26 protein-coding genes and 1 tRNA gene are annotated in these 26909 nt (G+C 70.9%); 22 read left to right on the top strand and 5 right to left on the bottom strand.

Translation table 11 applies throughout. The features are described from left to right. Positions 1-72: 72 nt before the first annotated feature. From ACZ2G1_RS07480 to ACZ2G1_RS07405, 16 genes are all read left to right on the top strand, one after another. Entirely contained in the window at positions 73-1272 is a 1200-nt protein-coding gene (locus tag ACZ2G1_RS07480) for a glycoside hydrolase family 26 protein (protein ID WP_426118997.1), read from the top strand. A gap of 57 nt (positions 1273-1329) precedes the next feature. Further along, positions 1330-2403, top strand: coding sequence for a glycosyltransferase family protein (locus ACZ2G1_RS07475; RefSeq protein ID WP_426118995.1), 1074 nt, complete (start codon positions 1330-1332; stop codon positions 2401-2403). Continuing rightward, positions 2286-2531, top strand: coding sequence for a hypothetical protein (locus tag ACZ2G1_RS07470; RefSeq protein WP_426118993.1), 246 nt, complete (start codon positions 2286-2288; stop codon positions 2529-2531). Before ACZ2G1_RS07475 ends, ACZ2G1_RS07470 begins: the two co-directional genes overlap by 118 nt. 91 nt (positions 2532-2622) lie before the next feature. Continuing rightward, positions 2623-4440, top strand: coding sequence for a hypothetical protein (locus tag ACZ2G1_RS07465; protein ID WP_470377643.1), 1818 nt, complete (start codon positions 2623-2625; stop codon positions 4438-4440). Between the two features lie 294 nt (positions 4441-4734). Beyond that, the gene (locus tag ACZ2G1_RS07460) at positions 4735-5421 is read left to right on the top strand and encodes a prepilin peptidase (protein ID WP_470377642.1); all 687 of its coding nucleotides are present in this window, start codon (positions 4735-4737) and stop codon (positions 5419-5421) included. A gap of 244 nt (positions 5422-5665) precedes the next feature. After that, positions 5666-5872 (top strand): Flp family type IVb pilin, encoded by a 207-nt coding sequence (locus tag ACZ2G1_RS07455; RefSeq protein ID WP_470377641.1) that lies wholly within the window; start codon positions 5666-5668, stop codon positions 5870-5872. A gap of 152 nt (positions 5873-6024) precedes the next feature. Continuing rightward, entirely contained in the window at positions 6025-6381 is a 357-nt protein-coding gene (locus tag ACZ2G1_RS07450) for a TadE family protein (protein WP_470377640.1), read from the top strand. Continuing rightward, positions 6369-7388, top strand: a complete 1020-nt coding sequence (locus ACZ2G1_RS07445) for a pilus assembly protein TadG-related protein (protein ID WP_470377639.1) — start codon at positions 6369-6371, stop codon at positions 7386-7388. Before ACZ2G1_RS07450 ends, ACZ2G1_RS07445 begins: the two co-directional genes overlap by 13 nt. A 61-nt stretch (positions 7389-7449) precedes the next feature. After that, positions 7450-8187, top strand: a complete 738-nt coding sequence (gene cpaB, locus ACZ2G1_RS07440; RefSeq protein WP_109221931.1) for a Flp pilus assembly protein CpaB — start codon at positions 7450-7452, stop codon at positions 8185-8187. After that, the gene (locus ACZ2G1_RS07435) at positions 8184-9398 is read left to right on the top strand and encodes an AAA family ATPase (protein ID WP_470377638.1); all 1215 of its coding nucleotides are present in this window, start codon (positions 8184-8186) and stop codon (positions 9396-9398) included. The genes cpaB and ACZ2G1_RS07435 overlap by 4 nt, the downstream gene beginning before the upstream one ends. A 2-nt stretch (positions 9399-9400) precedes the next feature. Further along, positions 9401-10939, top strand: coding sequence for a CpaF family protein (locus tag ACZ2G1_RS07430; RefSeq protein ID WP_470377637.1), 1539 nt, complete (start codon positions 9401-9403; stop codon positions 10937-10939). Beyond that, complete coding sequence (locus ACZ2G1_RS07425) at positions 10939-11886, top strand: type II secretion system F family protein (RefSeq protein ID WP_470377636.1); 948 nt, start codon at positions 10939-10941, stop codon at positions 11884-11886. The genes ACZ2G1_RS07430 and ACZ2G1_RS07425 overlap by 1 nt, the downstream gene beginning before the upstream one ends. Positions 11887-11918: 32 nt before the next feature. Then, a complete protein-coding gene (locus ACZ2G1_RS07420; RefSeq protein WP_470377635.1) occupies positions 11919-12788 on the top strand; it encodes a type II secretion system F family protein in 870 nt (289 codons plus the stop codon). A 4-nt stretch (positions 12789-12792) separates the two neighbouring features. Beyond that, entirely contained in the window at positions 12793-13563 is a 771-nt protein-coding gene (locus tag ACZ2G1_RS07415; RefSeq protein ID WP_251355451.1) for a class F sortase, read from the top strand. A gap of 149 nt (positions 13564-13712) precedes the next feature. Further along, positions 13713-15155 (top strand): hypothetical protein, encoded by a 1443-nt coding sequence (locus tag ACZ2G1_RS07410; protein WP_470377634.1) that lies wholly within the window; start codon positions 13713-13715, stop codon positions 15153-15155. A gap of 35 nt (positions 15156-15190) precedes the next feature. Next, positions 15191-15889 (top strand): hypothetical protein, encoded by a 699-nt coding sequence (locus tag ACZ2G1_RS07405; RefSeq protein ID WP_470377633.1) that lies wholly within the window; start codon positions 15191-15193, stop codon positions 15887-15889. 120 nt (positions 15890-16009) lie between these two features. On the opposite strand, the gene ACZ2G1_RS07400 is transcribed toward ACZ2G1_RS07405, so the two are convergent. Continuing rightward, entirely contained in the window at positions 16010-16243 is a 234-nt protein-coding gene (locus ACZ2G1_RS07400; RefSeq protein WP_109221937.1) for a hypothetical protein, read from the bottom strand. 382 nt (positions 16244-16625) lie between these two features. On the opposite strand from ACZ2G1_RS07400, the gene ACZ2G1_RS07395 reads away from it, so the two are divergent. After that, complete coding sequence (locus ACZ2G1_RS07395) at positions 16626-17795, top strand: IS481 family transposase (RefSeq protein ID WP_470377342.1); 1170 nt, start codon at positions 16626-16628, stop codon at positions 17793-17795. Positions 17796-17854: 59 nt separating this feature from the next. Here the strand turns inward: ACZ2G1_RS07395 and ACZ2G1_RS07390 are convergent. After that, positions 17855-17931 (bottom strand) — tRNA-Pro (locus ACZ2G1_RS07390). Between the two features lie 254 nt (positions 17932-18185). Between ACZ2G1_RS07390 and ACZ2G1_RS07385 the strand changes: the two genes are divergently transcribed. The 5 genes from ACZ2G1_RS07385 (at position 18186) to ACZ2G1_RS07365 (ending at position 24888) form a co-directional block, all read left to right on the top strand. Beyond that, positions 18186-19775, top strand: a complete 1590-nt coding sequence (locus ACZ2G1_RS07385; RefSeq protein ID WP_470377632.1) for a M20/M25/M40 family metallo-hydrolase — start codon at positions 18186-18188, stop codon at positions 19773-19775. Positions 19776-20050: 275 nt separating this feature from the next. Further along, complete coding sequence (locus tag ACZ2G1_RS07380; RefSeq protein WP_470377631.1) at positions 20051-21481, top strand: M28 family peptidase; 1431 nt, start codon at positions 20051-20053, stop codon at positions 21479-21481. Between the two features lie 163 nt (positions 21482-21644). Next, positions 21645-23249, top strand: a complete 1605-nt coding sequence (locus ACZ2G1_RS07375) for a M20/M25/M40 family metallo-hydrolase (RefSeq protein ID WP_470377630.1) — start codon at positions 21645-21647, stop codon at positions 23247-23249. 168 nt (positions 23250-23417) lie between these two features. After that, positions 23418-24128 carry an HAD family hydrolase gene (locus ACZ2G1_RS07370; protein WP_052133114.1) on the top strand — a complete coding sequence of 237 codons (711 nt, stop codon included), beginning with the start codon at positions 23418-23420 and terminating at the stop codon, positions 24126-24128. Positions 24129-24189: 61 nt separating this feature from the next. Continuing rightward, positions 24190-24888 (top strand): haloacid dehalogenase type II, encoded by a 699-nt coding sequence (locus tag ACZ2G1_RS07365; RefSeq protein ID WP_470377629.1) that lies wholly within the window; start codon positions 24190-24192, stop codon positions 24886-24888. A 9-nt stretch (positions 24889-24897) separates the two neighbouring features. Here ACZ2G1_RS07365 and ACZ2G1_RS07360 read toward each other — a convergent pair whose 3' ends face one another. Genes ACZ2G1_RS07360 through ACZ2G1_RS07350 form a run of 3 tightly spaced genes read right to left on the bottom strand, consistent with a single transcriptional unit; the run spans position 24898 to position 26872 of the window. Beyond that, positions 24898-25905 carry an NADP-dependent oxidoreductase gene (locus ACZ2G1_RS07360; protein ID WP_470377628.1) on the bottom strand — a complete coding sequence of 336 codons (1008 nt, stop codon included), beginning with the start codon at positions 25903-25905 and terminating at the stop codon, positions 24898-24900. 44 nt (positions 25906-25949) lie between these two features. Next, on the bottom strand, positions 25950-26372 hold the full coding sequence (locus tag ACZ2G1_RS07355) for an organic hydroperoxide resistance protein (protein WP_323633166.1): 423 nt from the start codon (positions 26370-26372) through the stop codon (positions 25950-25952). Positions 26373-26377: 5 nt separating this feature from the next. After that, the gene (locus ACZ2G1_RS07350) at positions 26378-26872 is read right to left on the bottom strand and encodes a MarR family winged helix-turn-helix transcriptional regulator (RefSeq protein ID WP_109243638.1); all 495 of its coding nucleotides are present in this window, start codon (positions 26870-26872) and stop codon (positions 26378-26380) included. Positions 26873-26909: the final 37 nt, after the last annotated feature.

Genomic DNA, 26909 nt, shown 5'->3' with positions numbered 1-26909 from the left:
TCGTTCGTCACGAACCGCCCGCCGGACGTCCATGTCCATGATTTTCTATCGAGTACTTCCTAGGCTGACCGGGTGAAGGAATCCTCGCTCGTCGCCGTCGTGTTCGTCGCCGCCCTCGCCCTGGGCGGCAGCACCCTCGCCGCCCAGATCGCCTCCCAGCCCGACGAGGAGGTCCAGGCCGCGCCGCTGCCGGTGTGCACCGTCCTGGACCGGTCCGAGCTGGTCCCCGAGAGCGGCGCGCTGTACGGCGTGAACCTCGACTGGGAGGACAAGCCGCTGGCCGACTACGCCGACCGGCTCGGCCACCGGCCCGCCGTGTCGGTGTCCTTCACGGGGTTCCCCTACGACGAGCGCGGTCACGACTACCTCCGGATGGCGGCCGACCAGGTCCGGGCCGACGGCCGGATGCTGCTGCTCACCCTCGAGCCCGAGGGCGGGCTCGCCGAGGTCACCGACGACGCCGTGCGGCAGCTGACCGCCGACCTCGCGGCGATCAACGACTCCGGGGTGCCGGTGGTCGTGCGCTTCGCCCACGAGATGAACGGTTCCTGGTACGCCTGGGGCCACCAGCCGACCGCCTACGTGGAGGCCTTTCGTCGCGTGGCGGACGCGGTGCACGAGCGCGCCCCCGGCTCGGCGATGATGTGGGCCCCGAACTACGGGGGCGGCTACCCGTTCGCCGGCGGGCAGCACGAGGCCGAGCCCGGCAGCGCCGACTTCGCGGCCCTCGACACCGACGGGGACGGCGCACTGACCATGGCCGACGATCCGTACGCCCCCTACTACCCGGGCGACGACGCCGTGGACTGGGTGGGCATGTCCCTGTACCACTGGGGCGACCGGCACCCCTGGGGCGAGAACGAGCTGCCCGAGCCCGGCAAGTTCGCCGCCCAGCTCACCGGCGCATACTCCGGAGCCGGCGGCGACGACCGCGCCGTCCCCGACTTCTACGCCGAGTACGGGGAGCGGCGCGGCAAGCCGGTGGGCATCCCGGAGACGGCCGCCCTGTACAACCCGGCGGTGGGCGGTGCCGACGAGCTGGCGATCAAGCAGGCGTGGTGGGGGCAGGTCTTCGACGAGTCGATTCCCCGGGACTTCCCGCAGCTGAAGATGATCAGCTGGTTCGAGTGGGACAAGCACGAGGTCGAGATCGACGGGCCCGTGGACTGGACGACCACCAACAGCGCCGCCGTCCGGAACGCCTTCACCGCGGATCTGCCCGACTGGCTGCGCTGGGGCCCGGAGGAGAGCTGCACCGCTCCCGGTTCCTGACCTGTCCCGGTTCCTGACCCGCCTGCGGCTAGGGCGCGGCAGGAGCACACTGGGTCCATGAGGATGATGCTGCTGACCGCGGGCACCTGTGGCGACGTGGAGCCGTTCGCCGCCCTCGCCCGTTTCGCCGCCGGCCACGGCCACGAGGTCCGCCTGGGCCTCCCCGACTCCTCCGGTGTGGACCTGTCCGGGCTGGACACCATGAGCCTGGAGGTGGACTTCCACCGGCTGGTCGCCGAGCACGGGATCTCGCCGTGGACGGCCGTGCGGCACTTCCGCACCGAGGTGGGCCCCGGCATGCGCCGGATGCTGGCCGCCGCCGTGCGGGAGACTCTCGCCTTCGAGCCCGATGTGGTGGTCCACCACGCCAAGGTGCTCACGGCGCCGGCGGTGGCGCAGGCCCTCGGCGTCCCGCACGTCGTGGTCGAGGCGGTCCCCGTGCTCACGCCCACCCGGCAGTTCCCGGCGCCCGGCGTGGTGAACCGGGACCTCGGCCGGTTCAACCGCGCCACCTACGCGGTGGCCCGCGGCGCCGAGCGGATGTTCCGCCGGGACATCGAGAGGGCCTGCGCCCCGTTGCCCGGCGGCCGGCCGGCCGCCGTTCCCGCCCCGGCGGCCACCCTGCTGCCCATCAGCCCGCAGCTCCTGCCGCGCCCGGACGACTGGCCGGCCTCCGTGCACCTCACCGGGTCCTGGCACGCCGACGCCCCGGCGCCGGAGCCCGCTCCCGCCGTGCGCGCGTTCCTCCGGGGCGGGCCCTGCCTCGTGGCGACCTTCGGCTCCATGGCGTCGGGAGACCCGCTGGCCCGGGGGAGGGTGGTGGTGGAGAGCGCCCGCGCCCACGGTCTGCGGACGCTGCTGCTCACCGGGTGGGGCAGTCTCGCGCTGCCGGACGATCTCCGGGGCGATCTCCGGGACGACGACGTGCTCGCCGTCCCGTCTCTGCCCCTCGACGCGTGCTGCCCGGCGCGGCACTGGCCGTCCACCACGGCGGGGCCGGGACCGTCCACACCGTGGCCCGCGCCGGCGTCCCGCACGTGGTGGTGCCGTTCCTGGCCGACCAGCCGTTCTGGGGCCGGCAGCTCCACGGGCTCGGGCTGGCGGCCGCGCCGATCCCGCAGAAGAAGCTGACGGCCGAGCGGCTCACCGCGGCGATCGGCGACGCCTTGCGGTGCCGTGCCGCCTCCGAGCGGGTGGGCCTCGACGTGCGGAAGGTGCACGGCCTGCAGGCCGCACTGTCCGTGCTCACCTCCTGCTGAGCGTCGGAAGTCGCCCGCCCGGTGTAGTTTGCCTTTGGGAACACATTGCTGCCCGGTGTTCAGCCCGGTGCACCGAGGGGCAAGGACGTACATGGACGGCGACGAGCGGGCAGAGCGCACCGCAGCAGTGGAGCGGTTGCGCGCCATGGCCCGCACCCAGACGCGGGACGGAGCAGAGGGGGCTCAGGAGCTGGAGCATGCCCTGGCCTTCCTCGGGGAGCTCGACCTCCGGATGCTGCGGGAGATCGAACGGGAGCTGGCCCGCCCGGACAGCATGATCATCAGCCCGGCCGTGGGAACCCACGGGGGTCTCACAGCGTTCCTGGGCACGCGCTACGCCGCCGCCTTCCCCGCCTCCCGATACCACCCGAGCACACCGGTCCCGCAGATCCGGGCCCGCCTGCTGGACACCCTGGTGTTCCGGGAAATCCGGACAGCCCACGGCAGCACGATGTTCGACCGTTCCGTGCGCGGGGTCCAGGGCGCTCTGGGCCTGTCCCCGCGCGACAGTCTCGCGGAGACGGGCTTCCCCGAGTACGGAGCGGCGGCCGTGTTCCTGCTGCTCGACGTCGCCGCGTCCTTCGCAACCGTGCAGCTCAGCAAGACCTCCGCCCACATCACCGCATCCATGGGCTACTCCGGCATGGACGCCTACGCGGACGCCCTCGACGCCTGCCACTTCATGACCGCTGCCTTCGCCAAGCACCTCCTGCGGTCCCCACCGGATCCCGACAAGCTGGTGACCATGGCGGCGCGCGGGCGGCTGGACGGCTACGGCATCTCGCCCACGGATCTCGACGGCGACCGGCTGCGCACCGAGCACTCGAAGCTCCGGGACCGACTGCCCGAGCTGAGCGGTCCGTACTCCTCCTGGGGACCCGCCGGGGACGCCGTCCGCCGTCAGCCCCCGGACACCGCCGGACGGGAGGATGACGTGCGACAGTCCTTCAGCGTCTCCCGGCGCCCGGGCCGGCCTCGGACTGCCGGCGAGGCCGAGCAGCACCACCTGTCCCGCAAGGACCGGTCCTGGTGGGTGCACGAACACCGGGCTCAGCTGGCGCCGGTGCTGGCGATCGCCGCGCTCGGCATCTTCTGGTGGTCGGCGCGGGCGGCCTCACTGGAGCTCTCGGGCAGGCTCATCGTGCTCGCAGGTCTGATGGGGGCCATCGCCGGCGCCGCACTGGCCGCTCTCCTCGGCTCCCGGGCGCAGGTCTTCTTTCGGGCGGCCGAGGGGCTCAGTATGTACACGGTGCTGCAGGGTCGGCGCGACGCGCAGTTCCTGGACGCTCTGCACGCACTGCGCCCGGACCTCTTCGCCGGTGCCCGGCACGCCGGCCTTCCCCGGCTCGTCACCGTGGTGGTCGAGCGCAACGGCGTGCTGTTCCTGGGCCGTGGCGCGCGGCCTTCTGTGGTCGCGGCGTTCCACTGGTTGCACGTCCCGCGGATCACTGTCCCCGAGGACCCACCCGGGACACCCCGCCGGCGAGCGCACCGGGTGGCCTTCGAGGTCCGCAGAGAAGGGGCCGACGTCGTGCTCGGCCTCCCGCTCGAGCGGGCGAAGGTGGCCTGGACGCAGCGCAGCTACCTCGAGAACAAACCGCTGGAGGCGGTGCTCTCACTCCTGCAGGGCTTGCGGCACACCTGGGCACTGCCCCCGCTCGGCGCACGCCATCACGGTGACAACGAGGACACCTCCGAGCGTCTGCGCCTGTTGCGCGGTGCCGACGAGGTGGCCGGCACCCGTTGGGAACAGGAAGCCCTCGACTGGGAGTTCGGCCCCCGCCCGCCGCTGGAGCTCGCCGGGGCCCCCGCGGCACGCCGGGAACAGGTCGTGCTGGCAGCGGTCATCGTGCTCATGGCACTCGGGTGCGTCCTCATCTCGCCCGTGCTGTCCTGGCTCGTCAACTGATCTCAGAAGCCCACCGGCCGATTCGCTCATCACTCTGGACCGAGTTTTGCCCCGTCACCACAAGAGAGATCAAACCGGTGCTTCTGGGCGCTGTTATTTCTCAAGAATTCCGGTCGATGTTTTTCGAACTGAGAGCCGTGAACTCCGCAATGGCCGATTGACGTGCTTCAACACCGGGAGCGTCGACTGCTCGGTTAGTCTCGGTCCCGTACATGACCTCTGAATGGGGGACAGTCACACACCCGGGCGTCAGCCGAAGCGCCCACGGACCGGAGGAGCGCCCTCGTGGAGCCCATGCTCGGATCAGCACCCCTCTGGTTGGTGCTCACCGCCGGTCTTATCGGCGCTGTCGTGGGGTGGTTCCTGCCCCGAGTGGTCCTCCGCTACAGCCCCGTCACGGACGAGCCCGCCTCTGCGCCCTCCCGTCCACTGCTGGTGGTCGCCACGGCGGCGCTCTTCGTTCTCGTCGCTTCGTACTTCGGGCTCAGCTGGCAGCTTCCGGCGTACTCGTTCTTCGCGGCGGTCGCGGTGGTCCTGACCGTGATCGACCTGAGCCACCACCTCCTGCCCAACGCTGTGGTCCTGCCGGCGCTGGGCATCGGCTTCGTGTTGCTGTCGCTAGCCGCCACAGGGGAGAGCGCCTGGGGCGCGCTGCTGCGCGCCGTACTGGGCGCCCTCGCGCTCTTCGTTCTCTACCTCGTCTTGGCGCTCATCTCGCCGGCCGGACTCGGTATGGGCGACGTGAAGCTCGCCGCCGTGCTGGGCCTGTTCCTCGGCTTCCAGGGGTGGGGAGCCCTCTTTGTCGGGGCGGTGCTGGCGTCGATGGTCGGCATGGTGGTGGGACTCGCCGTGCTGGCATCCCGTCGCGGCGGCCTGCGCAGCGACGTCCCGTTCGGTCCGTCGATGCTCGCCGGTGCGCTGGCGGCCGTCGTCTGGGGCGAGCTGCTGGCGCGGGAGTACCTGCTGCCGGGGCTCTACTGACGCCGTTCGGGGGACAAGAGCGCTGCGGCGGCAGTAGATGCAGATCGATGCAGACCACCACTAGGCATTACGTCCGTTTTTGACGTCCCCCAAAGTGCATGCATCTGAATGCTTGTGCCTTTGCTGGAGCAAAGTCTATTCTCGTTACAGGTCAGTAGCCCGGTACGGGGAGAAGCCGCGAGGCATATACCGACAGAGCTGACGACCCTTTCCTATCACCCCCCTTTCATCAAAGGATCCTGCCATGCTGCCTCTGCTCATCACCATCCAGAACGTGTTCTTCGACGCCGCCGACCGTCTTAGGAAGAACGAGAAGGGCGCGACCGCTGTCGAGTACGGCCTGATCGTCGGCCTGATCGCCGTGGCGATCATTGTTGCCGTCGGTTTGCTCGGAACGCAGCTGGACACGCTTTTTGACAACATCACCGGCCGCATTCCCACCGGCCTCTGACAGACGTCACGCAAGAACGCCGCGGTGTCCCACCCGGGGCATCGCGGCGCTTCTTGTTCCGAATCGGCTCATTAGCCGGTGCGCGGTCCACTGTTCCACCTAGTAAGGACACCACCATGAGCCTATGTCGATCAGAGCGTGGCACAGCCGCCGTGGAGTTCGCGCTGGTGGTTCCGGTGCTCTTGCTTCTGCTGCTGGGCATCATCGAGTTCGGTCGGGCGTACAACACCCAGATCAGCCTCACCCATGCGGCTCGTGAGACTGCTCGCCACATGGTGATCCACGACAACGGGACGGCCTCCGCTGCGGTGTGGACCGCCGCCGCATCCGCCGGCCGGAACGCCGCTCCGTCCTTGAAGGGTACGGACATGACCTTCTCCGCCGTTCCTGCGAAGTGTGCCGTCGGCACCACGCTCGCCGTTACCGTTTCCTACCCCTTGAAGACCGTCACCGGTATCGGGAAAGACATGACACTGACCGGAAAGGCGGCCATGCAATGCGGCGGCTGACCGACCACCTGTCTCACGCTCGCATGGAGCATCGGGAGAACGGCGAACGCGGTGCGGTGGCCGTCGTCACCGCCCTGTGTTTGGTGGTGCTCCTCGGCTTCGCGGCCCTCGCGATCGACGTCGGCATGCTCTATGAAGAACGTGCCCAGTTGCAGAACGGGGCCGATGCCGCTGCCCTGGGCATTGCCCAGGATTGCGCGAAGAACACCGATTGCGTGGACGCCGCTGCGATCCTGCCGCGAGCTCAGCAGCTGGCGGACTCAAATGCTCGTGATGCTCGATCGAAGGCCGCAGTCCTCGAGCTCGACAAGACCGTACAGAAGGTGCGGGTGCAGACCAGCACGGTGGACGGCAAGAGCGGCGCCGGCTCGCTGGCACTGTCCTTCGCCCCCGTGCTCGGGATCGACAAGACCACGGTGGGGGCGACCGCCACCGCGTTCTGGGGGGCGCCGAAGGCGGGGCCGGCCATGTTTCCGATTGCCTTTGCCGCTTGCGAGTTCAGCCTCACCGGCGTTCCACAAGTCCTCGTCCTTGGAGGCAAGGGCCCGACCAAGTGCCCCAAGACGGGCGGCAGTACCGGCCATGTGGAGGATCTGCCGGGCGGTTTCGGCTGGATCGGCGAGAACTCTTCGACGACATGCGGGGTGTTCGTCGCCGTCGGCGACACGGTCAAGAGTTCCACCGGCGCGAGCATTCCGTCGGGATGCTCGACCACTGCCACAGAGGCAGCGCTCAGGAACAAGACGGTTCTCCTCCCCGTGTACGACCAAGTGAGCGGCACCGGCAACAACGGAAAGTACCGCATCGCGGCATGGGCCGCGTTCGAGGTCCACGGCTATACCTTCACCGGCAACGTCGCCTGGAACCCCGGACTGGTCACCGGCGCCTGTGGCACCAACTGCGACGGCATCTACGGGAAGTTCGTGCGCTTCGTGACCCTGGACGCCGACTTCGTGATGGGTCCTCCGACCTCCTATGGCACCACGGTCGTGGAGCTGCGCGAGTGACCTCCGTCTTGCTCCGACACCCCGCTACTGTCCCTCCTCCTGAGCACATGGAAGTACGACTGTGAAAACTCGCATTCTCGCCGGCTTCGTGATGGCGGTCCTCGCCATCGCCGGACTCGTCATCGTCAGCACCTATGTCGGAACCGCAGACGCCCGCGCTCTGGACCAGCAGGAACCGCGGGAGGTCTATTTGATCACCGCGCCGATCCTGAAGGGCACACCGGTGGAGGAGTTCGGGGAGTCCTTGACCCTGCACACGGTGCCCGCCGCCGTCGTGCCCGCCGGTGCGCTCTCCTCCCTGGACGCGCAGAGCGGAAAGGTCGCCGGGGTCGACCTGCAACCGGGGGAGCAGCTGCTCGACTCCCGCCTGGTTGACCCCCAGGCGCTCGAAGCGCCCGGGACGGTACCGGTGCCCAAGGGGCTGCAGGAGGTCACGATCCAGCTCGAGGCGCCTCGCGTGCTCGGCGGTCAGCTCACGGCGGGGGACACGGTGGGCGTCTTCGTCTCCTTCGAGGGCGAGGAGGGCCGGGAGTCCAAGACGGCCAAGGACCTGGACAAGATCCTCGTCACCTCCGTGCAGGGGGCACCCAGTACGACCGAACCCGCCGAGGGCGAGGCGGCACCCGAGGCAGGGGCCCCGGCCGTTCCTGAGAGCTCCCTGCTCGTCACCTTCGCGGTCAACGCCGACACGGCCGAGAAGATCGTCTACGCCTCCGAGTTCGGCCGGATCTGGCTGTCCCTGGAGCCCGAGGACGCCGAGCAGAACGCCAACGGCGCCACGAGGAGTGATTTCGAGTGAGCCGCATCCTGCTGGTCACCAAGGACCCGTCCTACGACGTCCAGTTCCGCAAGGGCATCGACGGGCGTCTGCCCGGCGAGATGCAGACCGTCTTCAGCGCCGCGCTGCCGGCCACGCCGGACGAGCTGCTGGGCCGTTCGGTGGGCGAACTCCCCACGGTCGTGGTCCTCGGACCCGGCCTGGACTTCCACGACGCTCTGCGGCTCGGTGGCCTGTTCGACATCCAGCGACCCGAAGTCTCCCTCGTGCTCGTCGCCCCCGCCGACATGTCTCTGGCCATGGCGGCCATGCGGGCCGGCTTCCGCGACGTGCTCGACGTGGACGCCGACGCCGACGGAATTCTCAGCACGATGTCGCGGGTCCTGGACGCAGCGGAGTCGCGCCGACGGGTCTCGCTCCAGGGATGGTCCGCCGGTGAATCCGGTGCTGCTCTCGCCCACGACGACACCCGGGTCATCGTCGTCACGTCGCCCAAGGGCGGGGTCGGCAAGACCACCGTCGCGGCCAATCTGGCCGTGGGCCTCGGCCGGACTGCGCCGATGAACACGGTGATCGTGGACCTGGACGTCCAGTTCGGGGACGTCGCCGCCGCCTTGCGCCTGGCTCCCGAGCACTCGCTGACCGATGCCGTCACCGGCCCCTCCGTCGACGACTCCCTGGTGCTCAAGACCTTCCTCACCGTCCACCCTGCGTCCGTCTACGCTCTGTGTACCCCGGCCAATCCGGCCGAGGGGGAACTGGTGGGCGCGGCGCAGATCACCCACCTGCTCGACCAGCTGGCGGGCCAGTTCCGGTACGTCGTCGTCGACACCGCACCCGGACTCGGCGAGCACGCACTCGCCGCCCTCGAGGCCGCCACCGACGTCGTGTTCGTCACCGGCATGGACGTCCCCGGGGTGCGTGGGCTCCGCAAGCAGATGGACCTCCTCGGCGAGCTGTCTCTGCTGCCCGAGAGCGCCTCCGTGGTACTCAACGCTGCCGACCGCAACACGGGCTTGTCCGTGCAGGACATCGAGGCGACCATTCGGACGACGGTCGACCACGTGGTTCCCCGCTCCCGAATGGCCGTGTACGCCACCAACCGCGGCGAGCCGCTAATCCTGCACGCGCCGAAGGACAAGGCCGCCCGGCAATTGCAGGCGCTCGTGGACTCCTTCACCCCCGCCCGTCCTGCCTCGAAGCGAGGCCTCCACCGGAAGGCCATGGTCTGACCATGAAGCTCGCAGATCGCCTCGCCGCCGCCCGCGGCGAGAGCGTCCCCCCGCTGCACGCCGACACCGATGCGCGCACTCCGGAGCAAGATTCCGGCGACCCTACCGTGCTGACCGCAGAGTCACCGGCCGAAACGTCCGATCCTCGGTCGTCGGAAGGCGCCGCGGAGCCCGGCTGGAACGAGCCGGGGGGCTCCATGTCCTTCTCCGAACCGGCTGCCGCGACAGCGGCCGAGCTGACCCCGCGGACCCAGGTCGGCCGGTTCGACGCGCTGGCCGGGCTCAAGCAGCGGGTGAAGCAGGAGCTGCTGGACCGCATCGGCTCCCGCCAGTCCGACACGAGCCTCAGCGACGGCGACCTCAAGGACTTCGCCACCCGGGAGCTAACCCGCATCGTTGCGGCGGAACAGGTGCCGATGTCCTCGGAGGAGCGGTCCCGGCTGATCCGCTCCGTCAGCGACGACGTTCTCGGCTACGGGCCGCTCCAGGAGCTGCTCGATGACGACTCGGTCACCGAAATCATGGTCAACGGACCAAACCAGGTGTTCGTCGAGCAGAAGGGCAAGGTCAGTCTCTCGGAGGCAACTTTCGCCTCCGAACAGGACCTGCGGCACGTGATCGAGAAGATCGTCACGCAGGTGGGCCGGCGCATCGACGAGTCCTCACCCCTGGTGGACGCGCGCCTGCCCGACGGCTCACGCGTCAACGCGGTGATTCCTCCGCTCGCGGTGAAGGGGTCCTCCTTGACCATCCGAAAATTCGCCAAGGACCCACTGACCATTGAGGACCTCATCCGCTTCGGCTCGGTGTCCCCGCAGATGGCCGACCTGCTCCGCGCCTGCGTGGAGGCGCACCTCAACATCCTGGTGGCCGGCGGCACCGGCACGGGCAAGACCACGATGCTCAACGTGGTCTCCTCCTTCATCCCGCACGGCGAGCGCATCGTCACGATCGAGGATGCCGTGGAGCTCCAGTTGCAGCAGGAGCACGTTGTCCAGCTTGAGTCCCGACCCGCGAACATCGAGGGCAAGGGGGAGATCTCCATCCGGGACCTGCTCAAGAACTCACTGCGCATGCGACCCGACCGGATCGTGGTGGGGGAGTGCCGTGGTGGTGAGGCCCTGGACATGCTCCAGGCGATGAACACCGGCCACGACGGCTCGCTCTCGACCATCCACGCCAACTCCCCGCGCGACACCATCTCGCGCCTGGAGACCCTGGTCATGATGGCCGGCATGGATCTGCCGCAGCGGGCGATCCGGGAACAGATCGCCTCGGCCATCCACCTCGTGGTGCAGCTCTCTCGTCTCCGCGACGGCACCCGCCGCGTCACCCACATCACCGAGATCCAGGGCATGGAGGGGGAGACCGTTACCCTTCAGGACGCCTTCCTCTTTGACTGGGAAGCCGGCGTGGATCCCCGCACCGGTCGATTCCGGGGCACGACCCGTTCCACCGGGGTGCGTCCGCGCTTCGTGGACAAGTTCGAGGACTACGGCATCAAGCTCCACCCCTCCGTCTTCGACCCGGGGAGGAAGTGATGCTCCCGCTGTTGCTCGGATTCGGCTTTCTGATGTTCGCGGGCGTGCTCGGCCTCTTCGTGGTCTTCCGTTCCCGCACCCCGCGGTTGCCGATGGACCGGCGACGCCCGCCGCGCACGGCCCGTGACCAGACCCCGTCGCAGCTGACCCGACTCACGGGGGTCACCACGGAGGCGGTCAGCGAGTTCCTCGAGGAGCGCGGCTGGACGCGGCGCGTTGCCGCGGCCCTCGAGAACGCCGGGATCAAGTCCTCACCGGCCGACTTCCTCGTGCTGGTGGCCGCTGGCGCGGCAGCTGCCACAGCGGTCGGGACGATCGTCGGAGGCGTCCTGCTCGGCGTGCTGTTCCTGCTCGCGGCGCCCATGGTGGCCAAGATCGCCGTCGGCTTCCTCACCGCTCGCCGCAAACGCGCGTTCGCCGATCAGCTCGACGACACCCTCCAGCTGTTCGCCGGTTCCCTGCGCGCCGGCCACTCGCTGCTGCGGGCCGTGGACGCGGTGGCCAAAGAATCCCAGGCCCCGACCTCCGAGGAGCTCACCCGGGTGGTCAACGAAACCCGACTCGGCATGCACCTCGACACCTCGCTCGATGTGACGGCCCAGCGCATGGAGTCCGAGGACTTCTCCTGGGTGGCCCAGGCCATCGGCATCCACCGAGAGGTCGGCGGTGACCTCGCCGAGGTGCTGGATCGCGTGGCGGGCACCATCCGGGAGCGCAATCAGATCCGGCGACAGGTCAAGACGCTGTCGGCCGAGGGAAAGATGTCCGCCTACATCCTCATGTCCCTGCCGGTGCTCATCGCAGCCGTCCTCTCGTTGATTGCCCCCGAATACATCTCCCAGTTCCTCACGAGCGGGATCTTCGGCTACGCGATGATCGTCGTTGCGCTGCTGATGTTCGCCATCGGCGGGTTCTGGATGTCCCGGGTCGTCAAGATCCAGTTCTGAGCTCCTCCATCCCGTTCCTCGAAGGATCTCTCATGACCTCCCTGTTCCTCGGCCTCATCCTCCTCGCCGGAGCGGCCACGATGGCCATCTGGCTCGCCGTCGGCGTGCGCTGGGGCGGCGACCGGCTGGTGCGCCAGAACCTCGGCATCGGTTTCGGCGCCACCGAGACCGAGACGATCCGCGACGCACCGGACTTCGGCTGGGCCCGCCGTTTCACCACGGAGAACGGGCGGGATCGGCTCGAGGGCTTGTACGCCAAGGCAGGACGCCCTGCGGACTGGCCGGTGGCCCGGCTGATGGCCTACAAGGTCTACGCCGTGGCCGGTGCGGTGCTTCTCGGTCTGCTTCTCCTCCTGCTGGCCGGGGACAACGGCATGATCGTGCTGATGGTCGCGGTCATCGTGCCGGTCGCCTACTTCGTCCCGGAGCTGCTGCTGTACTCCCGCGGCACCGAACGGCAGAAGGCGATCGGTCTGGAGCTCGCCGACACCCTGGACCAGATGATGATCGCGGTGGAGGCCGGTCTGGGCTTCGAGTCGGCCATGGCACGCGCCGGCCAGAACGGCAAGGGCCCGCTCGCTGAGGAGCTGATGCGCACGCTGCAGGAGATGCGCGTGGGCATTCCACGCCGTGACGCCTACCTGGCGCTGGAGCAGCGCACCGACGTCCCCGATCTACGCGCATTCACCCGCGCGGTGATCCAGGCGGACGCGTACGGCATCTCCATCTCCACGGTGCTGCGCACGCAGGCCAACGAGATGCGCGTCAAACGACGCCAGCGGGCCGAGGAGGCCGCGCAGAAGATCCCCACGAAGATCCTCATCCCGCTGATGCTGTTCATCCTCCCGGTGCTGTTCCTCACCGTGCTCGGACCCACGGTCCTCAACGTCCTGAAGATGTAGCCCGATGCCGTCCGTCAAGTCCTCATCAAGCTCCACGACGACCGGTACGGGCCGCACCGCGCTGGCAGTAGCTCTTGCCGTGGTTTCGCTCTCCGCGGTCGGTCTATTGGTCCTGTCCTGGCTGGCCGGCACCCCTGCCGCCGGTTTCGGTGGGGACGTCCAGCACAGCGACCCTGCCGCGGTGAGCGCTCCCGGCCCCGTCAGCGTCTCGGCCCTCGCGGCGGACGACGCCCGGGCCGCCGGTGACCCGGGGGCCCACCCCGCGGTGCGGGGCCCGGAGACCTGCGGCGACTTGTCCGCCCGGTCCCGGGTCTGCTCCCCGTCGCTCGGCATCGACGCGGAGCTCGAATCCATGGCGACGGATGCGGCTGGGAACATGACGGTGCCCACGCACGAGGACCGCTCGGCGATCGGCTGGTACTCGGCCTCCGCCCCGATCGGGGGTGAGCAGGGCAACGCGGTGCTGGCCGGGCACGTGGACTATCCGTACGACATCCCCGCGCTGGCCACGCTCTATACGGCGCAGCCGGGGCACAAGCTGTGGATCTCCGACGGGACCGGGGGAGTGTTCTCCTACACCGTGACCACCGTGCGGGAGCCGACCCCTCGGGACGCCCCGCCGCGGGACATCTTCGAGCTGACCGGGGACCCGGGACTGTCCCTGGTCACCTGCTCAGGCGACTACGTCCAGCCGGACGGCGCGCCGTCCTGGTCGTACACGAACAACCTCATCGTCGACCTGGCCCTCGATCCCGAGACCACCCCCGTCCCGTGACGCCGCCGCGCTGTCCGTCCCCTCTTGTGCGCACACCGGCGTCGCACAGTGACTTCCCCGGGCAGCACCCCCTCCATGCAATTACATTAGTAAAGATCGGTCGGCCGCCCACCGGCCTGCCGATCCCCCCACGATCCCCAGGAGTTCCCATGCCCTCCCCCCTCCCCGCCCGTCGCGCGCAGCTCCTCGCGGTGGCGGCTCTGGCCGGCACCACCGCGGTGACCGGGACGCTGGTCGCTGCGGTGCCGGCCGTCGCCGTGCCCGTGGCGATCGCGGAGTACCTCGTCGAGGTACCGGAGGGGAGCCCGAGCACCGGCGCGGAGTCGTTCTTCACCCCGGTGGCGCTGACCAACACCGACACCGCCTATGGCATCCACGCGGACCAGCCCCTGGCCCCCGTCGGAGAGCTCGTGCTGGACGACGAGGGCTACGCTATTGCCGAGCCCTTCGACGACCCGGAGGTCGGGTGGAAGGACGTGGTGGGCGAGAAGGTCGGCGACAGCCCGGTCTACTGGGAGCCGGATAACGCCGCCCTCGCCGGATACATCCTCTCTGTCTTCGGTCCCACCGAGGATCCGGACGAGGCGCTGGCGGTGCAGTGGGCCGTGCGCTCCCTGTCGACCGCGGAGCTGCCGCAGCCGGTCGGCATCGAGCAGTCGCACCTGGACCGGGCCGAGTTCCTCATCCAGGACGCGCGCAACAACGTCCCGGCTCTCGCCCCGCAGGACGGCTACCGCGTCTCCGTGTCCTTCGCGCCGGACGGTCGACCCGACACGCTCCTCGTCACGATGCCGGAAGCCTATTACGCCACGACCGTCACCCTGACCGGGCCCGTTACTTTCGCGGACGGGACGACGACGCAGACCTTCACCGGCGGGGACCGGGACAAGTACCTCGAACTGGCCGTGCCCGCCGGGGTCACCGAAGGCGAGCTCGCTGCCGACCTGACGGCGACCATGCCCTCGACCGAGCTCACCGTCCTGGCCGACGACCAGTACCGCGACCTGCTCATCGCGGGTCAGGAGCGCACGGTCGATTGGACTGCGAGCGCCGGGTTCGAGATCGACGCCCCGACCGCGCCGGAGGAGGAGGTCACCGACGAGGAGACCACGCCCCCGGACGACGACGGAACCGGGGACGCGCCGGTCGATCAGGACACGCCCACCGGCAACGACACTGACGACGATAGAGACGTCGACGGCATCAGCGGTCCCGGCAGCGACACGGACTCCGGCGACGGCGCGACCGGACCGGACGCCGAGCCGGCGGTCCGGGATGGCGGTGCCCCTGTCCTCGAGATCGTGACGGACGCCGACGCCGAGCAGAAGCTCACGGCGACCCTCGAGGCCTTCGTCCTGTTCGACGAGCAGACCACCACCTCCACGGAGGTCGTCACGGAGACCACCATGACGGCTGGGGGAGCGGCGTACGCCGAGTCGGCCATGGCCAACACCGGTATGGGGGCAGCTCCTGCGGCCGGTGAGCGCAGCGCGATGACCTCGGTGATCCTCGTCGTGGTCGCCGTCGGCGCCGGCCTCGGCGCCTGGTTGCTGCGCCGACGCCCGACCGCCACTTCGGACCGGTCCGCCTGATGTTCACCTCCGTCCCAGTTCCCCGGGAGATCTCGATGAGCCGCACCACTCGCACCGTCGTCGTCGCGTCCCTCGCGCTCGCCGCCCTCACCGGCTGCGGCGGTGCCGCGGCCGAGGCGAAGGGGGCGCACACCTACGAACCCCTGCCGCCGCTCAGCACCGCGACGCCGACCACGAGTCCGGCGCCGCAGCCGACGTCCCCGGCGGCGCCCAAGTCCTCTCCCGCACCGACGGCAGAGGCCACCGCGGACTCTGCCGCCCCTGCCGGAGGGACGGCCCAGGCCGCCGCCGCCCCGGTCGGCGGCACGGCGGGCACGAGCATCCCTGGGCAGGCGCCCGCCGCCGGGTCCTCATTCGTCCCCGGGCAGGCACCTGCCGCTGTTGCGCGGCCGGTAAGTGGTGGTATGCCGGTCCAGGCGACGGAGCGGACGTCGACCAGCACCACGACGACCACGTCGACGACGGTCGAGGCCGGTCTCAAACTCGTGGTCACCTGCGAGGGGCTGTGCATGCTGGGCGACCTCGCCGTGCCGGAGCTGACCGGACAGGACGGGCCGTTCTCCGAGGATCTCCTGCGGCAGGCACTCGAGAAGGAGCTGGGTGGGCAGGGCGGCGACCAGCAGCAGCTGACCGACGATCTGCTTGAGCAGCTCATGCAGGATCAGTGGGCTCTGGCCGAGCGGGATCTCGAGGGCGGGGACGAGAAGCTGGTCTTCTCCTCGGCCCGGAAGTAGGGCCGCGGCGTCCGGAGCGCGGTCATCCGGAGGGACGGCGCGGTCCGCGCCCGTCGTGCGCTGCCACAGCACACGACGACGCACCCGGCCCTCGGCCTCGGCCGGGTGCGTCGACGTCGCTCAGGCCGGCACGGCCGCCCAGTGCACGGCGAAGCACGCCGTGGCGGCCATCGAGTACAGCCACACGGAGGCCTCACGGGTCCACGGGATCTTCTTGGTCATGGCGGAGCTGATGACCGCGGCGACGATCAGTCCGATGCCCAGCCACAGGGACCAGTCCGTGAACAGCTGGAGTACGGCGCCCAGGACGCCGGTGCCGGCGTCGTCGAGGACACGATCGATGTCGAGATTCATGGTGAGAACTCCCCCCGGAGCTGACGAACGTTCCGGGCGCCCCCATGACGCCCGCGACGACAGGGGTGCGGCAGCGGCGGCGGGGGAGTGGAGGATCAGCCGGTCCCCGCCGCCGGGCGGGCACGCCCTGACAGTGCTGAGCCTATTCGATGAATTTGCAAATGCATCAGCGGATGGCGTCGCTTCTTGCGGGGACAGCCTGCCCAGCGCGGTGTGCGGAGCAGGATATGCAAAAGGCCCCGGACCGACTGGTCCGGGGCCTTTCGCTGGTGGTCGGGATGACAGTGTGCTGGTTCAGGACATAGGCAAGGCATCTCTCGGGACATCGGCAACATGAGGTCGCACATCCGCGGCAGGGTGCATCCGGGGTGGATGCTTCCCCGTGTCGAGAGCAGAACTGGTCATCACCGCCATCACCACCGAAGGCCTCTCCCAGGCCGAGGCCGCCCGCCGCTACGGTCTGTCCGAGGCCTGGGTCAGCCGCCTCATGGCCCGCTACCGCGCCGAGGGCACCGACGCGTTCCAGCCTCGCTCGCGAAGACCGCACACTCACCCCAATGCCGTGGACCCCGCCGTGGTGGAGCTCATCGTCGAACTGCGCACCCGACTGGCCGCCGCCGGCCACGACGCCGGCCCGGACACCATTGCCTGGCACCTGCACCACCACCACGGCCACCAGGTCTCCCGCGCCACGATCAGCCGCTATCTCACCCGGACCGGGCTGATCACCCCGGAACCGAAGAAGCGACCCAAGACCTCGCTGCACCGCTTCCAGGCCGCGATGCCCAACGAGACCTGGCAGTCGGACTTCACCCACTACCGGCTGGCCGGCGGCCAGGAGGTGGAGATCATCACCTGGCTCGACGACTGCACCCGCTACGCCCTGCACCTTTCCGCTCACCGGGCGATCACCACCCCGATCGTGGTCACCACCTTCCGCGCCACCACCAGCCGCTACGGCATCCCCGCCTCGACCCTGACCGACAACGGCATGGTCTACACCGTCCGCCACGCAGGCCTCGGCCGCCGGGGCGGGCGCAACGGCTTCGAGCAGCAGCTGCGCGACTGGCATGTGGAGCAGAAAAACTCCCGACCCGGCCATCCCACCACCTGCGGGAAGGTCGAACGCTTCCAACAGACCCTCAAGAACTGGCTGCGCGGCCAACCCGACCAGCCCGAGACCCTGCTCGACTTGCAGGGCCTCCTGAACCGGTTCCGCACCGAGTACAACCAGCACCGGCCGCACCGCTCCCTGCCCCACCGGGCGACCCCGGCCACGCTCTACCACGCGATGCCCAAAGCCCTGCCCGGGCCCAGCCGCGATCCCGACACCCACGACCGTGTCCGCCACGACCGGGTGGGCAGCAGCGGCACCGTCACCCTGCGCGTGGCCGGAGCCCTGCGCCACATCGGCATCGGCCGAACACACGCCGGAACCCACGTCATTCTGCTCATCCAGGCCCTTCAGGTACGTGTGGTCAACGCCACCACCGGCGAGCTACTGCGCGAACTCACCATCGACCCCACCCGCGACTACCAGCCCCAGGCATGACAAAAGGCCCGAACCCACATCCGTGGGTTCGGGCCTTGCCGATGTCCTGAGACATCACATGGTCGGGATGACAGGATTTGAACCTGCGACCTCGTCGTCCCGAACGACGCGCGCTACCAAGCTGCGCCACATCCCGTGAAGCATCCGGACTCGACAGCAAAGCTCTCGGCCGGAAACAACTGCTCCATCATAGCCATCCGGCCGGGCGGGTGGGAAATCGGGGCGTCGGGACCGTGTCGCCCCCAGGGTTCGTCCCCCAACTAGTGGACAAAAGTTATTGACCGGTCGGTAACCCATTTGTGAGCATGTGCAAATCCGAGTCATTCCTCGATGACTGTGAACCGCGTCACGGCCGGGCTACCTCCCGGCCGCCGCTCACATGGAGGTTCCATGCCCGTCCGCAAGCCCAGCCACTGGATCACCGCGGCCGCCCTGGCCGGCGCCCTGACCCTGACGGCGACCAGTGCCGTCGCGGCCCCCACCCGCGACACCAGCAACAACAACACCACCCACAAGATCACCCAGGCCGTCTCCCAGGAGAAGCTCACGGAGCACCTGAACGCCTTCCAGTCGATCGCGGAGGCCAATGACGGCAACCGTGCCTCCGGCACCTCCGGCTACCAGGCCAGCGTCGACTACGTGGTCGAGCGGCTGCGCGCCGCCGGCTACACCCCGGAGGTCCAGGCGTTCGACTTCCCGTTCTTCCAGGAGCGCACCCCCGCCACGGTCGCCGCGGACGGCACGCAGCTCGCCGCCGAGGACGTCGCGGTGATGACCTACTCCGGCACGGGCACCGTCACCGGCGCGGTGCAGGCGGTCGACACCACCGGTGCCCGGGTGGGCAGCACCAGCGGCTGCGAGGCGAGCGACTTCGCCGGCTTCGAGGCGGGCAACATTGCTCTGCTCCAGCGCGGCACCTGCTCCTTCGCGGTCAAGGCCGCCAACGCGGAGGCCGCCGGTGCGAGCGCCGTGCTGATCTTCAACACGGGCCTGCCGAACGCGGAGGACGCCGTCGCCGGCACCCTCGGCTCCCCGGAGGCCACCACGCTGCCGACGGTCGGGCTCAGCTACCAGGTCGGCGTGGACCTGCTGGACGCCACCGCGGTCACCGTCGCCACGGACACCGTCTCGGCGACCCGCACCACCTACAACGTCCTCGCCGAGACCGGCACGGGCGACCCCGAGAACACGGTGGTGGTCGGCGCGCACCTGGACGGCGTGCTCGAGGGCGCCGGCATCAGCGACAACGGCACCGGGTCGGCCGGCATCCTCGCCATCGCGGAGGCCATGGCCAAGACCAAGACCGAGAACACCGTGCGCTTCGCCTGGTGGGGCGCGGAGGAGCTCGGTCTGCTGGGCGCCGAGCACTACGTGACCGATCTGCGGGAGAACGACCCCGAGGCGTTCGAGGACATCGCCATGTACCTGAACTTCGACATGATCGGCTCCCCGAACTACGGGCGCTTCGTCTACGACGGCGACGCCTCCACCTTCGACCCCGGCGACACGAACGTCCCCGAGGGCTCCGCGGCGATCGAGGCGGCGTTCCACGAGCACTTCGCCTCGGTGGGGCTGGCCTCCGGGGACACCGAGTTCAGCGGCCGCAGCGACTACGGGCCGTTCATCGAGGCCGACATCCCCTCCGGCGGCCTCTTCACGGGCGCCGAGGGCGTGAAGACCGAGGAGCAGGCCGAGCTGTTCGGCGGCCAGGCCGGCGTCGCCTACGACTCCTGCTACCACTCCGCGTGCGACGACATCTCGAACGTGAACCTCCAGGGCATGGAGGAGATGTCCGACGCCGCCGCGGCGGTCGTCCTGCGCTACGCGATGTCCACCCACGACGTCAACGGCGAGGGCAAGCCCTACCGGCACAAGGGCAAGGGCGCCGTCGGCCACCCCAAGGGTGACGACCGCGGCCACGGCCCGCACTCCGAGCACGGTCGCGGCCACGGGCACGGCCACGACAAGGCGGCCGCCTGACGGCCCCAAGGCACAGGCAACGGCCCCGTCCCCGGCGCGAACTGCCGGGGGCGGGGCCGTTCGCTTCGCCACAATCCGCCCAACCGTTGTGCCGCTGACGGGCAGTTGAGATTCTGGGCACAGGGCTCCACCAGCACGATGGAGCCGACCCCACGGTCGAGCCCCCGATCGGCCCCTGCCCCGGGAGATCCCATGCGCCACCGCACCCACCACCACCCGACTGTGGCCGCCGCCACCTCGACCGCGACGGGGTGGTCCCGGTGACCGCGGCGGGCGTGCCCGTCGGGAAGGTGCTGGAGCACCTCGAGGTGTTCCAGGCCATCGCCAACGCGAACAACGCCAACCGTGCCTCGGGCACGTCCGGCTACCGGGGCAGCGTGGACTACGTGGTCGGCCGGCTGCGGGCCGCCGGCTACGCCCCGCGGGTCCAGAAGTTCACCTTCCCCTTCTTCCAGGAGACCGCCCCGGCCACGGTCAGCGCGGGCGGCCGGCAGCTTCCCGCGACCGACGTGGCGGTCATGACCTACTCCGGCTCCGGGACCGTGACGGCGCCGGTGCAGGCCGTGGGGACGACCGGCGAGAAGGCCGCGAGCACCAGCGGGTGCGAGGCCGCGGACTTCGCCGACTTCGTGCCGGGGAACATCGCGCTGCTCCAGCGGGGCACGTGCGCCTTCGGGGTGAAGGCCGCCAACGCCCAGGCCGCCGGGGCCTCCGCGGTGCTGATCTTCAACACGGGACTGGCCGGGGCCGAGGACGCGGTCGCCGGCACCCTGGGCGAGCCCGGCGGGGTGACCGTCCCCGTGGTCGGTCTGAGCTACGCGGCCGGCGTGGCCCTGCTGGGCGGGGGCGAGGTGACGGTCAGCACGCAGACCGTCTCCGAGAGCCGGGAGACGTTCAACGTCCTCGCCGAGACGGGCGCGGGCGACGGGCAGCGCACCGTCATGGTCGGGGCCCACCTGGACAGCGTCCCGGAGGGTCCCGGGATCAACGACAACGCGTCCGGGTCCGCCGGGATCCTGGCCATCGCCGAGGCGCTCGCCGGCACGGAGACCGCCAACCCGGTGCGCTTCGCCTGGTGGGGCGCGGAGGAGTTCGGCCTGCTCGGGTCCCGCCACTACGTCACGGACCTCAAGACCAACGACGCCGGGACGCTCGGGAACATCGCACTGTACCTGAACTTCGACATGATCGGCTCCCCGAACCACGGTCGCTTCGTCTACGACGGCGACGCCTCGGCGTTCGGCCCGGAGGACGGCTCGGTGCCCGCCCCGGCGGGCTCGGCCGCGATCGAGGCGGCCTTCCACGAGCACTTCGGCTCCGTGGGCCTGGCCTCGGGCGAGACCGAGTTCAGCGGCCGCAGCGACTACGGCCCGTTCATCGCCGAGGGCATCGCCTCCGGCGGCCTGTTCACCGGGGCGGAGGGGATCAAGACCGTGGAGCAGGCGGCGCTGTTCGGCGGCCGGGCCGGCATCGGCTACGACTTCTGCTACCACGCGTCCTGCGACGACCTCAGCAACGTCGACCTCCGGACGCTGGAGGAGATGACCGGCGCGGCCTCCGCCGTCGTCCTGCGCTTCGCGAACTCCACCCAGGACCTCGAGACGGAGGGCCGGCGGCTGCTCGGCATCGTGGCTCCCGTTCCCCCCGCCGCTGTCGACCAGGGCCGCGGCCCGAGCAACGCCGCCGCGCAGAGGCAGGCCGAGTGAGGCGGCCGCACTGAGGCCGATGCGCTTCCCGGCGCCACAATCCGTCCGGTCATTGTGCCTCTGACCTGGAGCTGAGATCCTGTGCGCAGGACTCCACCCGCCCGATGGGGCCCATGACGGACACGGTCGAGCCCCCGATCGGCCTCAGGCCCCGGGAGGACCCATGCCGCACCCCACACCCCGCCGATGGACCGTGGCCGCGGCCCTGGCCGGCACCCTCGCGCTCACCGTGCCGAGCGCCGTCACGGCGGCTCCGGGAGAGGCCGACGACGCCGGAGCGCTCGCCCCGACCGCCGCGGCCGTGCCCGTGCAGCAGGTGCTGGACCACCTCGAGGTGTTCCAGGCCGTCGCCCACGCCAACGGCGGCAACCGGGCCTCGGGCACCCCGGGCTACCGGGGCAGCGCGGACTACGTGGTCGGCCGGCTGCGCGCCGCCGGCTACGCCCCGCGGGTCCAGAGCTTCTCCTTCCCGTTCTTCCAGGAGGTCGTCCCGACCACCGTGGCCGTGCCCGGCCCGGACGGTGTCCCGCGGACCCTGACCGCGGCGGAGGCGGCCGTCATGGTCTACTCCGGATCCGGCACGGTGACCGCCCCGGTGCAGGCCGTGGACACCACCGGCGCCCCGGCCGCGAGCACCAGCGGCTGCGAGGCCGAGGACTTCGCCGGCTTCACGGCGGGCAGCGTCGCCCTGCTCCAGCGGGGCACGTGCACCTTCGGGGTGAAGGCCGCCAACGCCCAGGCCGCCGGGGCGTCCGCGGTGCTGGTCTTCAACACCGGTCTGCCCGGCGAGGAGGGCGTGGTCGCCGGCACGCTCGGGGAGCCCGGTGCCACGACCCTCCCGGTGGTCGGTCTCAGCCATGCGGCAGGGACGGCCCTGCTGGGCGGGGGCGAGGTGACCGTGACGGCGCAGACCGTCTCCGAGAACCGCGAGACCGTCAACGTCCTGGCCGAGACGGGCTCGGGCGAGTCCGGGAGCACGGTGATGGTCGGCGCCCACCTGGACAGCGTCCCCGAGGGCGCGGGCATCAACGACAACGGCTCGGGCTCCGCGGGGATCCTGGCGATCGCCGAGGCGCTCGCGGGCACGGAGACCGCGAACACCGTGCGCTTCGCCTGGTGGGGCGCGGAGGAGTTCGGCCTGCGCGGCTCCCGGCACTACGTCGCGGACCTGAAGGCCAACGACCCCGCCGCGCTGGAGGACATCGCCGTGTACCTGAACTTCGACATGATCGGCTCCCCGAACCACGGGCGGTTCGTCTACGACGGCGACCACTCCGCGTTCCCGCCCGTGCAGGGCCCCGACGGCCCCGTGACCGCCCCGGCGGGCTCGGCCGCGATCGAGGCGGCCTTCCACGAGCACTTCGGCTCCGTGGGCCTGGCCTCCGGCGAGACCGAGTTCAGCGGCCGCAGCGACTACGGGCCCTTCATCGCCGAGGGCGTCCCCTCCGGCGGCCTGTTCACCGGCGCCGAGGGGATCAAGACCGCGGAGCAGGCCGCGCTGTTCGGCGGCCGGGCCGGAGTCGCCTACGACTTCTGCTACCACGGCGCGTGCGACGACCTCGCCAACGTCGACGCCCGGGGACTGGGCGAGATGACCGACGCGGCGGCAGCCGTGATCCAGCGCTTCGCGGCCTCCACCCGGGACGTCGACGGCACGGGGGCGGACGAGAGCGCGCAGCAGGACGGACGCGGGCTCCCGCTCGGTCCGGCCACCGCGGACCAGGGGAGCGGCCCGCACAGCGCCGCCGACGACGTGCCGGTGCAGTGAGCGGCGGGAGGTCGGGACCGGGCGGCCCCCGACCTTCCTCCGCACAGTCGTTGTCGGGGGAGCGGTGGCGTTCCACGACAGCAGGACGAGTCCCCCCGGAGCACCCGCGCCGCCACCGCCACTCCGCGCCCCATTGCTCACCCGGCCACCGGGTGGGAGGGTGAGGCCATGACTCCTCCCCGGACCCCCGACCGCTCGGCGCCGAGCCGGCGCGGCGTCCTGTTCGACGTCGACGGCACCCTCATCGACTCGAGCTACCTGCACACCGTCGCCTGGTGGCACGCCTTCAACCAGGCCGGGCACGACGTCCCCATGCACCGCATCCACCGGCTCATCGGCATGGGCTCGGAGCAGCTGATCGAGGAGCTGCTGCCCGCGGACCGGGACCGGGACGGGGACGACGCCATCGGCGCGGCCCACGGGGCCCTGTTCTCCGTGCACTGGCCGGGGCTCAAGCCCACTCGCGGCGCCGCCGAGCTGCTGCGCCGCTGCACCGACGCGGGGCTCGTGGTGGTGCTGGCGTCGTCGTCGAACGTCACCGAGGTGGCCGCCATGCGGGAGGCCCTCGGCTCGGACGACCTGCTCACGGCGGTCACGACCGCCACGGACGCCGAGCACAGCAAGCCCGCCCCGGACATCTTCGCCGCGGCCCTGGAGGCCGGCAACCTGCGCCCCGAGGACGCGATCGTGGTGGGGGACGCCCGCTGGGACGTCGAGTCCGCGTGGAAGCTCGGCCTCGACGCCGTGTGCCTGACGAGCGGCGGGATCAGCGAGGCGGAGCTGCGCGAGGCCGGGGCCGTGGCCGTCTACGCGGACCCGCAGGCCCTCCTCGACGACTTCGAGAACAGCCCCCTGGGCCGGCTCGTCCCGGCGGGCTGAGCGCCCCCGCCGGCTCCCGCGCGGACCGCGCCGCGCACCACCGCTAACGAAAGGCCCCGGAATGACCACCGACGACAGACCCGTCCTCGTGTTCGACGTGAACGAGACCCTCTCCGACATGCGCCCTCTGCGCCACGCCTTCGAGGAGGTCGGGGTGCCGGGGGAGCTGGCGGCCACGTGGTTCGCCTCCGTCCTGCGGGAGGGCTTCGCGCTGGCGGTCCACGGCGAGGCCCAGCCGTTCTCCGTGCTGGGGCAGGAGACGGCGCGCACGCTCTTCACCCTGCACCCGCCGGCCGGGGACGTGGAGGACGCCGTGGCCCGGGTCCTGGACGCCGTGCAGCGGCTGCCCCTGCACGCGGACGTCCCGGACGGGGTGCGCTCCCTGGCCGACGCCGGGTTCCGGCTCACGGCCCTCACCAACGGCTCCGCGGCCACCGCCGAGGGCCTGCTCGAGCGCGGGGGCGTGCGGCAGCACTTCGAGCAGGTCTGCTCCGTCGAGGAGGCCCCCTGCTGGAAGCCGGCGTCCGAGGCCTACACCTGGGCGAGCGGGGCGTGGGGCGTGCCGCCGGAGCAGATGCTCATGGTCGCGGTGCACCCGTGGGACCTGCACGGCGCCGCCCGGGCGGGGCTGCGCACGGCCTGGATCGACCGGCACGGCTCGCCCTGGCCGGGGTACGCGCGCACCCCGGACCTCAGGGTGTCCGGGGTGCGGGAGCTCGCCGCGCGGCTGGCGGCCGGCGGCGCCGAGCTGACGGCCTGACGGCTCAGCTCACAGCTTGACGACCATCTTGCCGGTGTTGGCCCCGGCGAGCAGGTCGATGAACGCCTGCGGGGCGTCGTCCAGCCCCTCGCGCACGGTCTCGTCCCACCGGATCTCGCCGGCCGCGAGCCAGCCGGCCATCTTCTCGCGGAACTCCGGGCCCAGGTCCTGGTGACCGCTCACCAGGAAGCCCTGCAGGCTCAGCTGCTTGCCGATCGCCAGCGCCAGGTTCCGCGGCGCCGCCGGGGGCTCGGTCGCGTTGTACTGCGAGATCGCCCCGCACAGGCACACGCGGCCGTGGACGTTCAGCGCGGAGATCGCGGCCTCCAGGTGCTCGCCGCCCACGTTGTCGAAGTAGACGTCGATGCCCTCGGGCGCCGCGCGCCGCAGCTGGGGGAAAACCGGGCCGTCGTGGTAGTCGAAGGCGGCGTCGAAGCCGAGCTCCAGCAGGCGGGCGACCTTCTCGGGGGAGCCGGCGCTGCCGATCACGCGGGCGGCGCCGCTGAGCTTCGCGATCTGGCCGACGAGCGAGCCCACGGCCCCGGCGGCGCCGGAGACGAAGACCGTGTCCCCGGGCCGGAACCGTGCGGCCGCCATGAGGCCGGCGTACGCGGTGAGCCCCGGCATGCCGAGCACCCCCAGGTAGGCCGACTCCGGGGCGAGGGCGGGGTCCACCACGGTGGCCGAGGCGGCCTCGACGAGCGCGTGCTCCCGCCACCCGGCCCCGTGCAGCACCGTGGCGCCCACGGGCAGCTCGGGCGCGGAGGAAGCGATGACCTCGCCGACGGCGCCGCCGTCGAGCGGGCGGTCCACCTGGAACGGCGGGACGTAGGACTTCACGTCGTTCATCCGGCCGCGCATGTACGGGTCCACGGACATCCAGCGGTTGGCGACCACGACCTGGCCGGGGCCGGGCTCGGGCAGCGCGGCCTCCTCGAGCCGGAAGTTCTCGGGGGTGGGGGTGCCGTCGGGGCGGGAGGCGAGCACGACCTGGCGGGTGCTGGTGGGGGATGTCATCGGTTCTCCTGGGGGTCGAGGGAAGGGGGTTGGGGGAGCGGGGATCAGTCGTCGGCGACGGTGACGCGGACGTCGACGTTGCCGCGGGTGGCGTTCGAGTACGGGCACACCTGGTGGGCCTTGTCCGCCAGGGCCTGCGCGGTGGCCGGGTCGAGGTCGGGGAGCACGACCTCGAGGTCGACCTCGAGGCCGAAGCCGCCCTGGCCGTTGCCGCCGATGCCCACGCGGGCCCCGACGCTGGAGTCGCCGAGCTTCACCTTCTCCTGCCGGGCCACCATCTGCAGCGCGGAGTGGAAGCAGGCGGCGTAGCCCGCGGCGAAGAGCTGCTCGGGGTTGGCGCCGTCGCCGGAGCCGCCCATCTCCTGCGGGACGGCCAGGCCCAGGTCGATCCGGCCGTCGGTGGTGCGGGTGCGGCCGTTGCGGCCGGCGCCGGTGGCGAGGGCCTCGGCGGTGTAGACGGTGTCCATGCTGGTCACTCCTGGGTGTCGGTGGTGGTGGTTCGGGTTCCGGTGCTGTCCGCACCGGGGCGGTCCGCGGCGTGCGGATCGGCGGGGGCGCCGATCCGCCGGGCCAGGGCCCGCAGCGTCTCCATCTCGGCGGCGGTCAGCCCCGAGGCCTCCAGGACGCGCCGCTGCACGGCCGGGGCGCGCTCGCGCAGCCGGTGGCCGGACGGCGTGAGGTGGACGGTGACCCGCCGCTCGTCGTCGTGCCCCCGGCGGCGCTCGAGGAGGCCGCCGGTCTCCATCCGCTTGAGCAGCGGGGAGAGGGTGCCGCTGTCCAGGCGGAGGCGGGAGCCCAGCGCCGAGACGGTCTGGCCGTCCTCCTCCCACAGCGCGAGCAGCGCGAGGTACTGCGGATACGTCAGGCCGAGCTCGGCCAGCGGCTCGCGGTAGGCCGCGGTCGTGGCCCGTGAGGCGGCGTAGAGCGCGAAGCACAGCTGCGCGTCGAGCCGGAGATCTGCGTCCATGACCCCATGGTGGCACAGGTATCGGTTGAGCACAACT

It is taken from the genome of Kocuria sp. KKT182, from assembly GCF_055635395.1.
Note: the sequence above shows the minus strand (reverse complement) of the source record. Positions and strands in the feature narration are given on the sequence as shown.

Coding starts and splice junctions, on each gene's coding strand:
- ACZ2G1_RS07460 (WP_470377642.1), top strand. CDS start 4,735: ATGCTCGGATCAGCACCCCTCTGGTTGGTGCTCACCGCCGGTCTTATC.
- ACZ2G1_RS07370 (WP_052133114.1), top strand. CDS start 23,418: ATGACTCCTCCCCGGACCCCCGACCGCTCGGCGCCGAGCCGGCGCGGC.
- ACZ2G1_RS07400 (WP_109221937.1), bottom strand. CDS start 16,243: ATGAATCTCGACATCGATCGTGTCCTCGACGACGCCGGCACCGGCGTC.
- ACZ2G1_RS07375 (WP_470377630.1), top strand. CDS start 21,645: ATGCCGCACCCCACACCCCGCCGATGGACCGTGGCCGCGGCCCTGGCC.
- ACZ2G1_RS07455 (WP_470377641.1), top strand. CDS start 5,666: ATGCTGCCTCTGCTCATCACCATCCAGAACGTGTTCTTCGACGCCGCC.
- ACZ2G1_RS07430 (WP_470377637.1), top strand. CDS start 9,401: ATGAAGCTCGCAGATCGCCTCGCCGCCGCCCGCGGCGAGAGCGTCCCC.
- ACZ2G1_RS07385 (WP_470377632.1), top strand. CDS start 18,186: ATGCCCGTCCGCAAGCCCAGCCACTGGATCACCGCGGCCGCCCTGGCC.
- ACZ2G1_RS07410 (WP_470377634.1), top strand. CDS start 13,713: ATGCCCTCCCCCCTCCCCGCCCGTCGCGCGCAGCTCCTCGCGGTGGCG.
- ACZ2G1_RS07475 (WP_426118995.1), top strand. CDS start 1,330: ATGAGGATGATGCTGCTGACCGCGGGCACCTGTGGCGACGTGGAGCCG.
- ACZ2G1_RS07465 (WP_470377643.1), top strand. CDS start 2,623: ATGGACGGCGACGAGCGGGCAGAGCGCACCGCAGCAGTGGAGCGGTTG.
- ACZ2G1_RS07445 (WP_470377639.1), top strand. CDS start 6,369: ATGCGGCGGCTGACCGACCACCTGTCTCACGCTCGCATGGAGCATCGG.
- ACZ2G1_RS07350 (WP_109243638.1), bottom strand. CDS start 26,872: ATGGACGCAGATCTCCGGCTCGACGCGCAGCTGTGCTTCGCGCTCTAC.
- ACZ2G1_RS07360 (WP_470377628.1), bottom strand. CDS start 25,905: ATGACATCCCCCACCAGCACCCGCCAGGTCGTGCTCGCCTCCCGCCCC.
- ACZ2G1_RS07415 (WP_251355451.1), top strand. CDS start 12,793: ATGCCGTCCGTCAAGTCCTCATCAAGCTCCACGACGACCGGTACGGGC.
- ACZ2G1_RS07420 (WP_470377635.1), top strand. CDS start 11,919: ATGACCTCCCTGTTCCTCGGCCTCATCCTCCTCGCCGGAGCGGCCACG.
- ACZ2G1_RS07405 (WP_470377633.1), top strand. CDS start 15,191: ATGAGCCGCACCACTCGCACCGTCGTCGTCGCGTCCCTCGCGCTCGCC.
- ACZ2G1_RS07425 (WP_470377636.1), top strand. CDS start 10,939: ATGCTCCCGCTGTTGCTCGGATTCGGCTTTCTGATGTTCGCGGGCGTG.
- ACZ2G1_RS07365 (WP_470377629.1), top strand. CDS start 24,190: ATGACCACCGACGACAGACCCGTCCTCGTGTTCGACGTGAACGAGACC.
- ACZ2G1_RS07355 (WP_323633166.1), bottom strand. CDS start 26,372: ATGGACACCGTCTACACCGCCGAGGCCCTCGCCACCGGCGCCGGCCGC.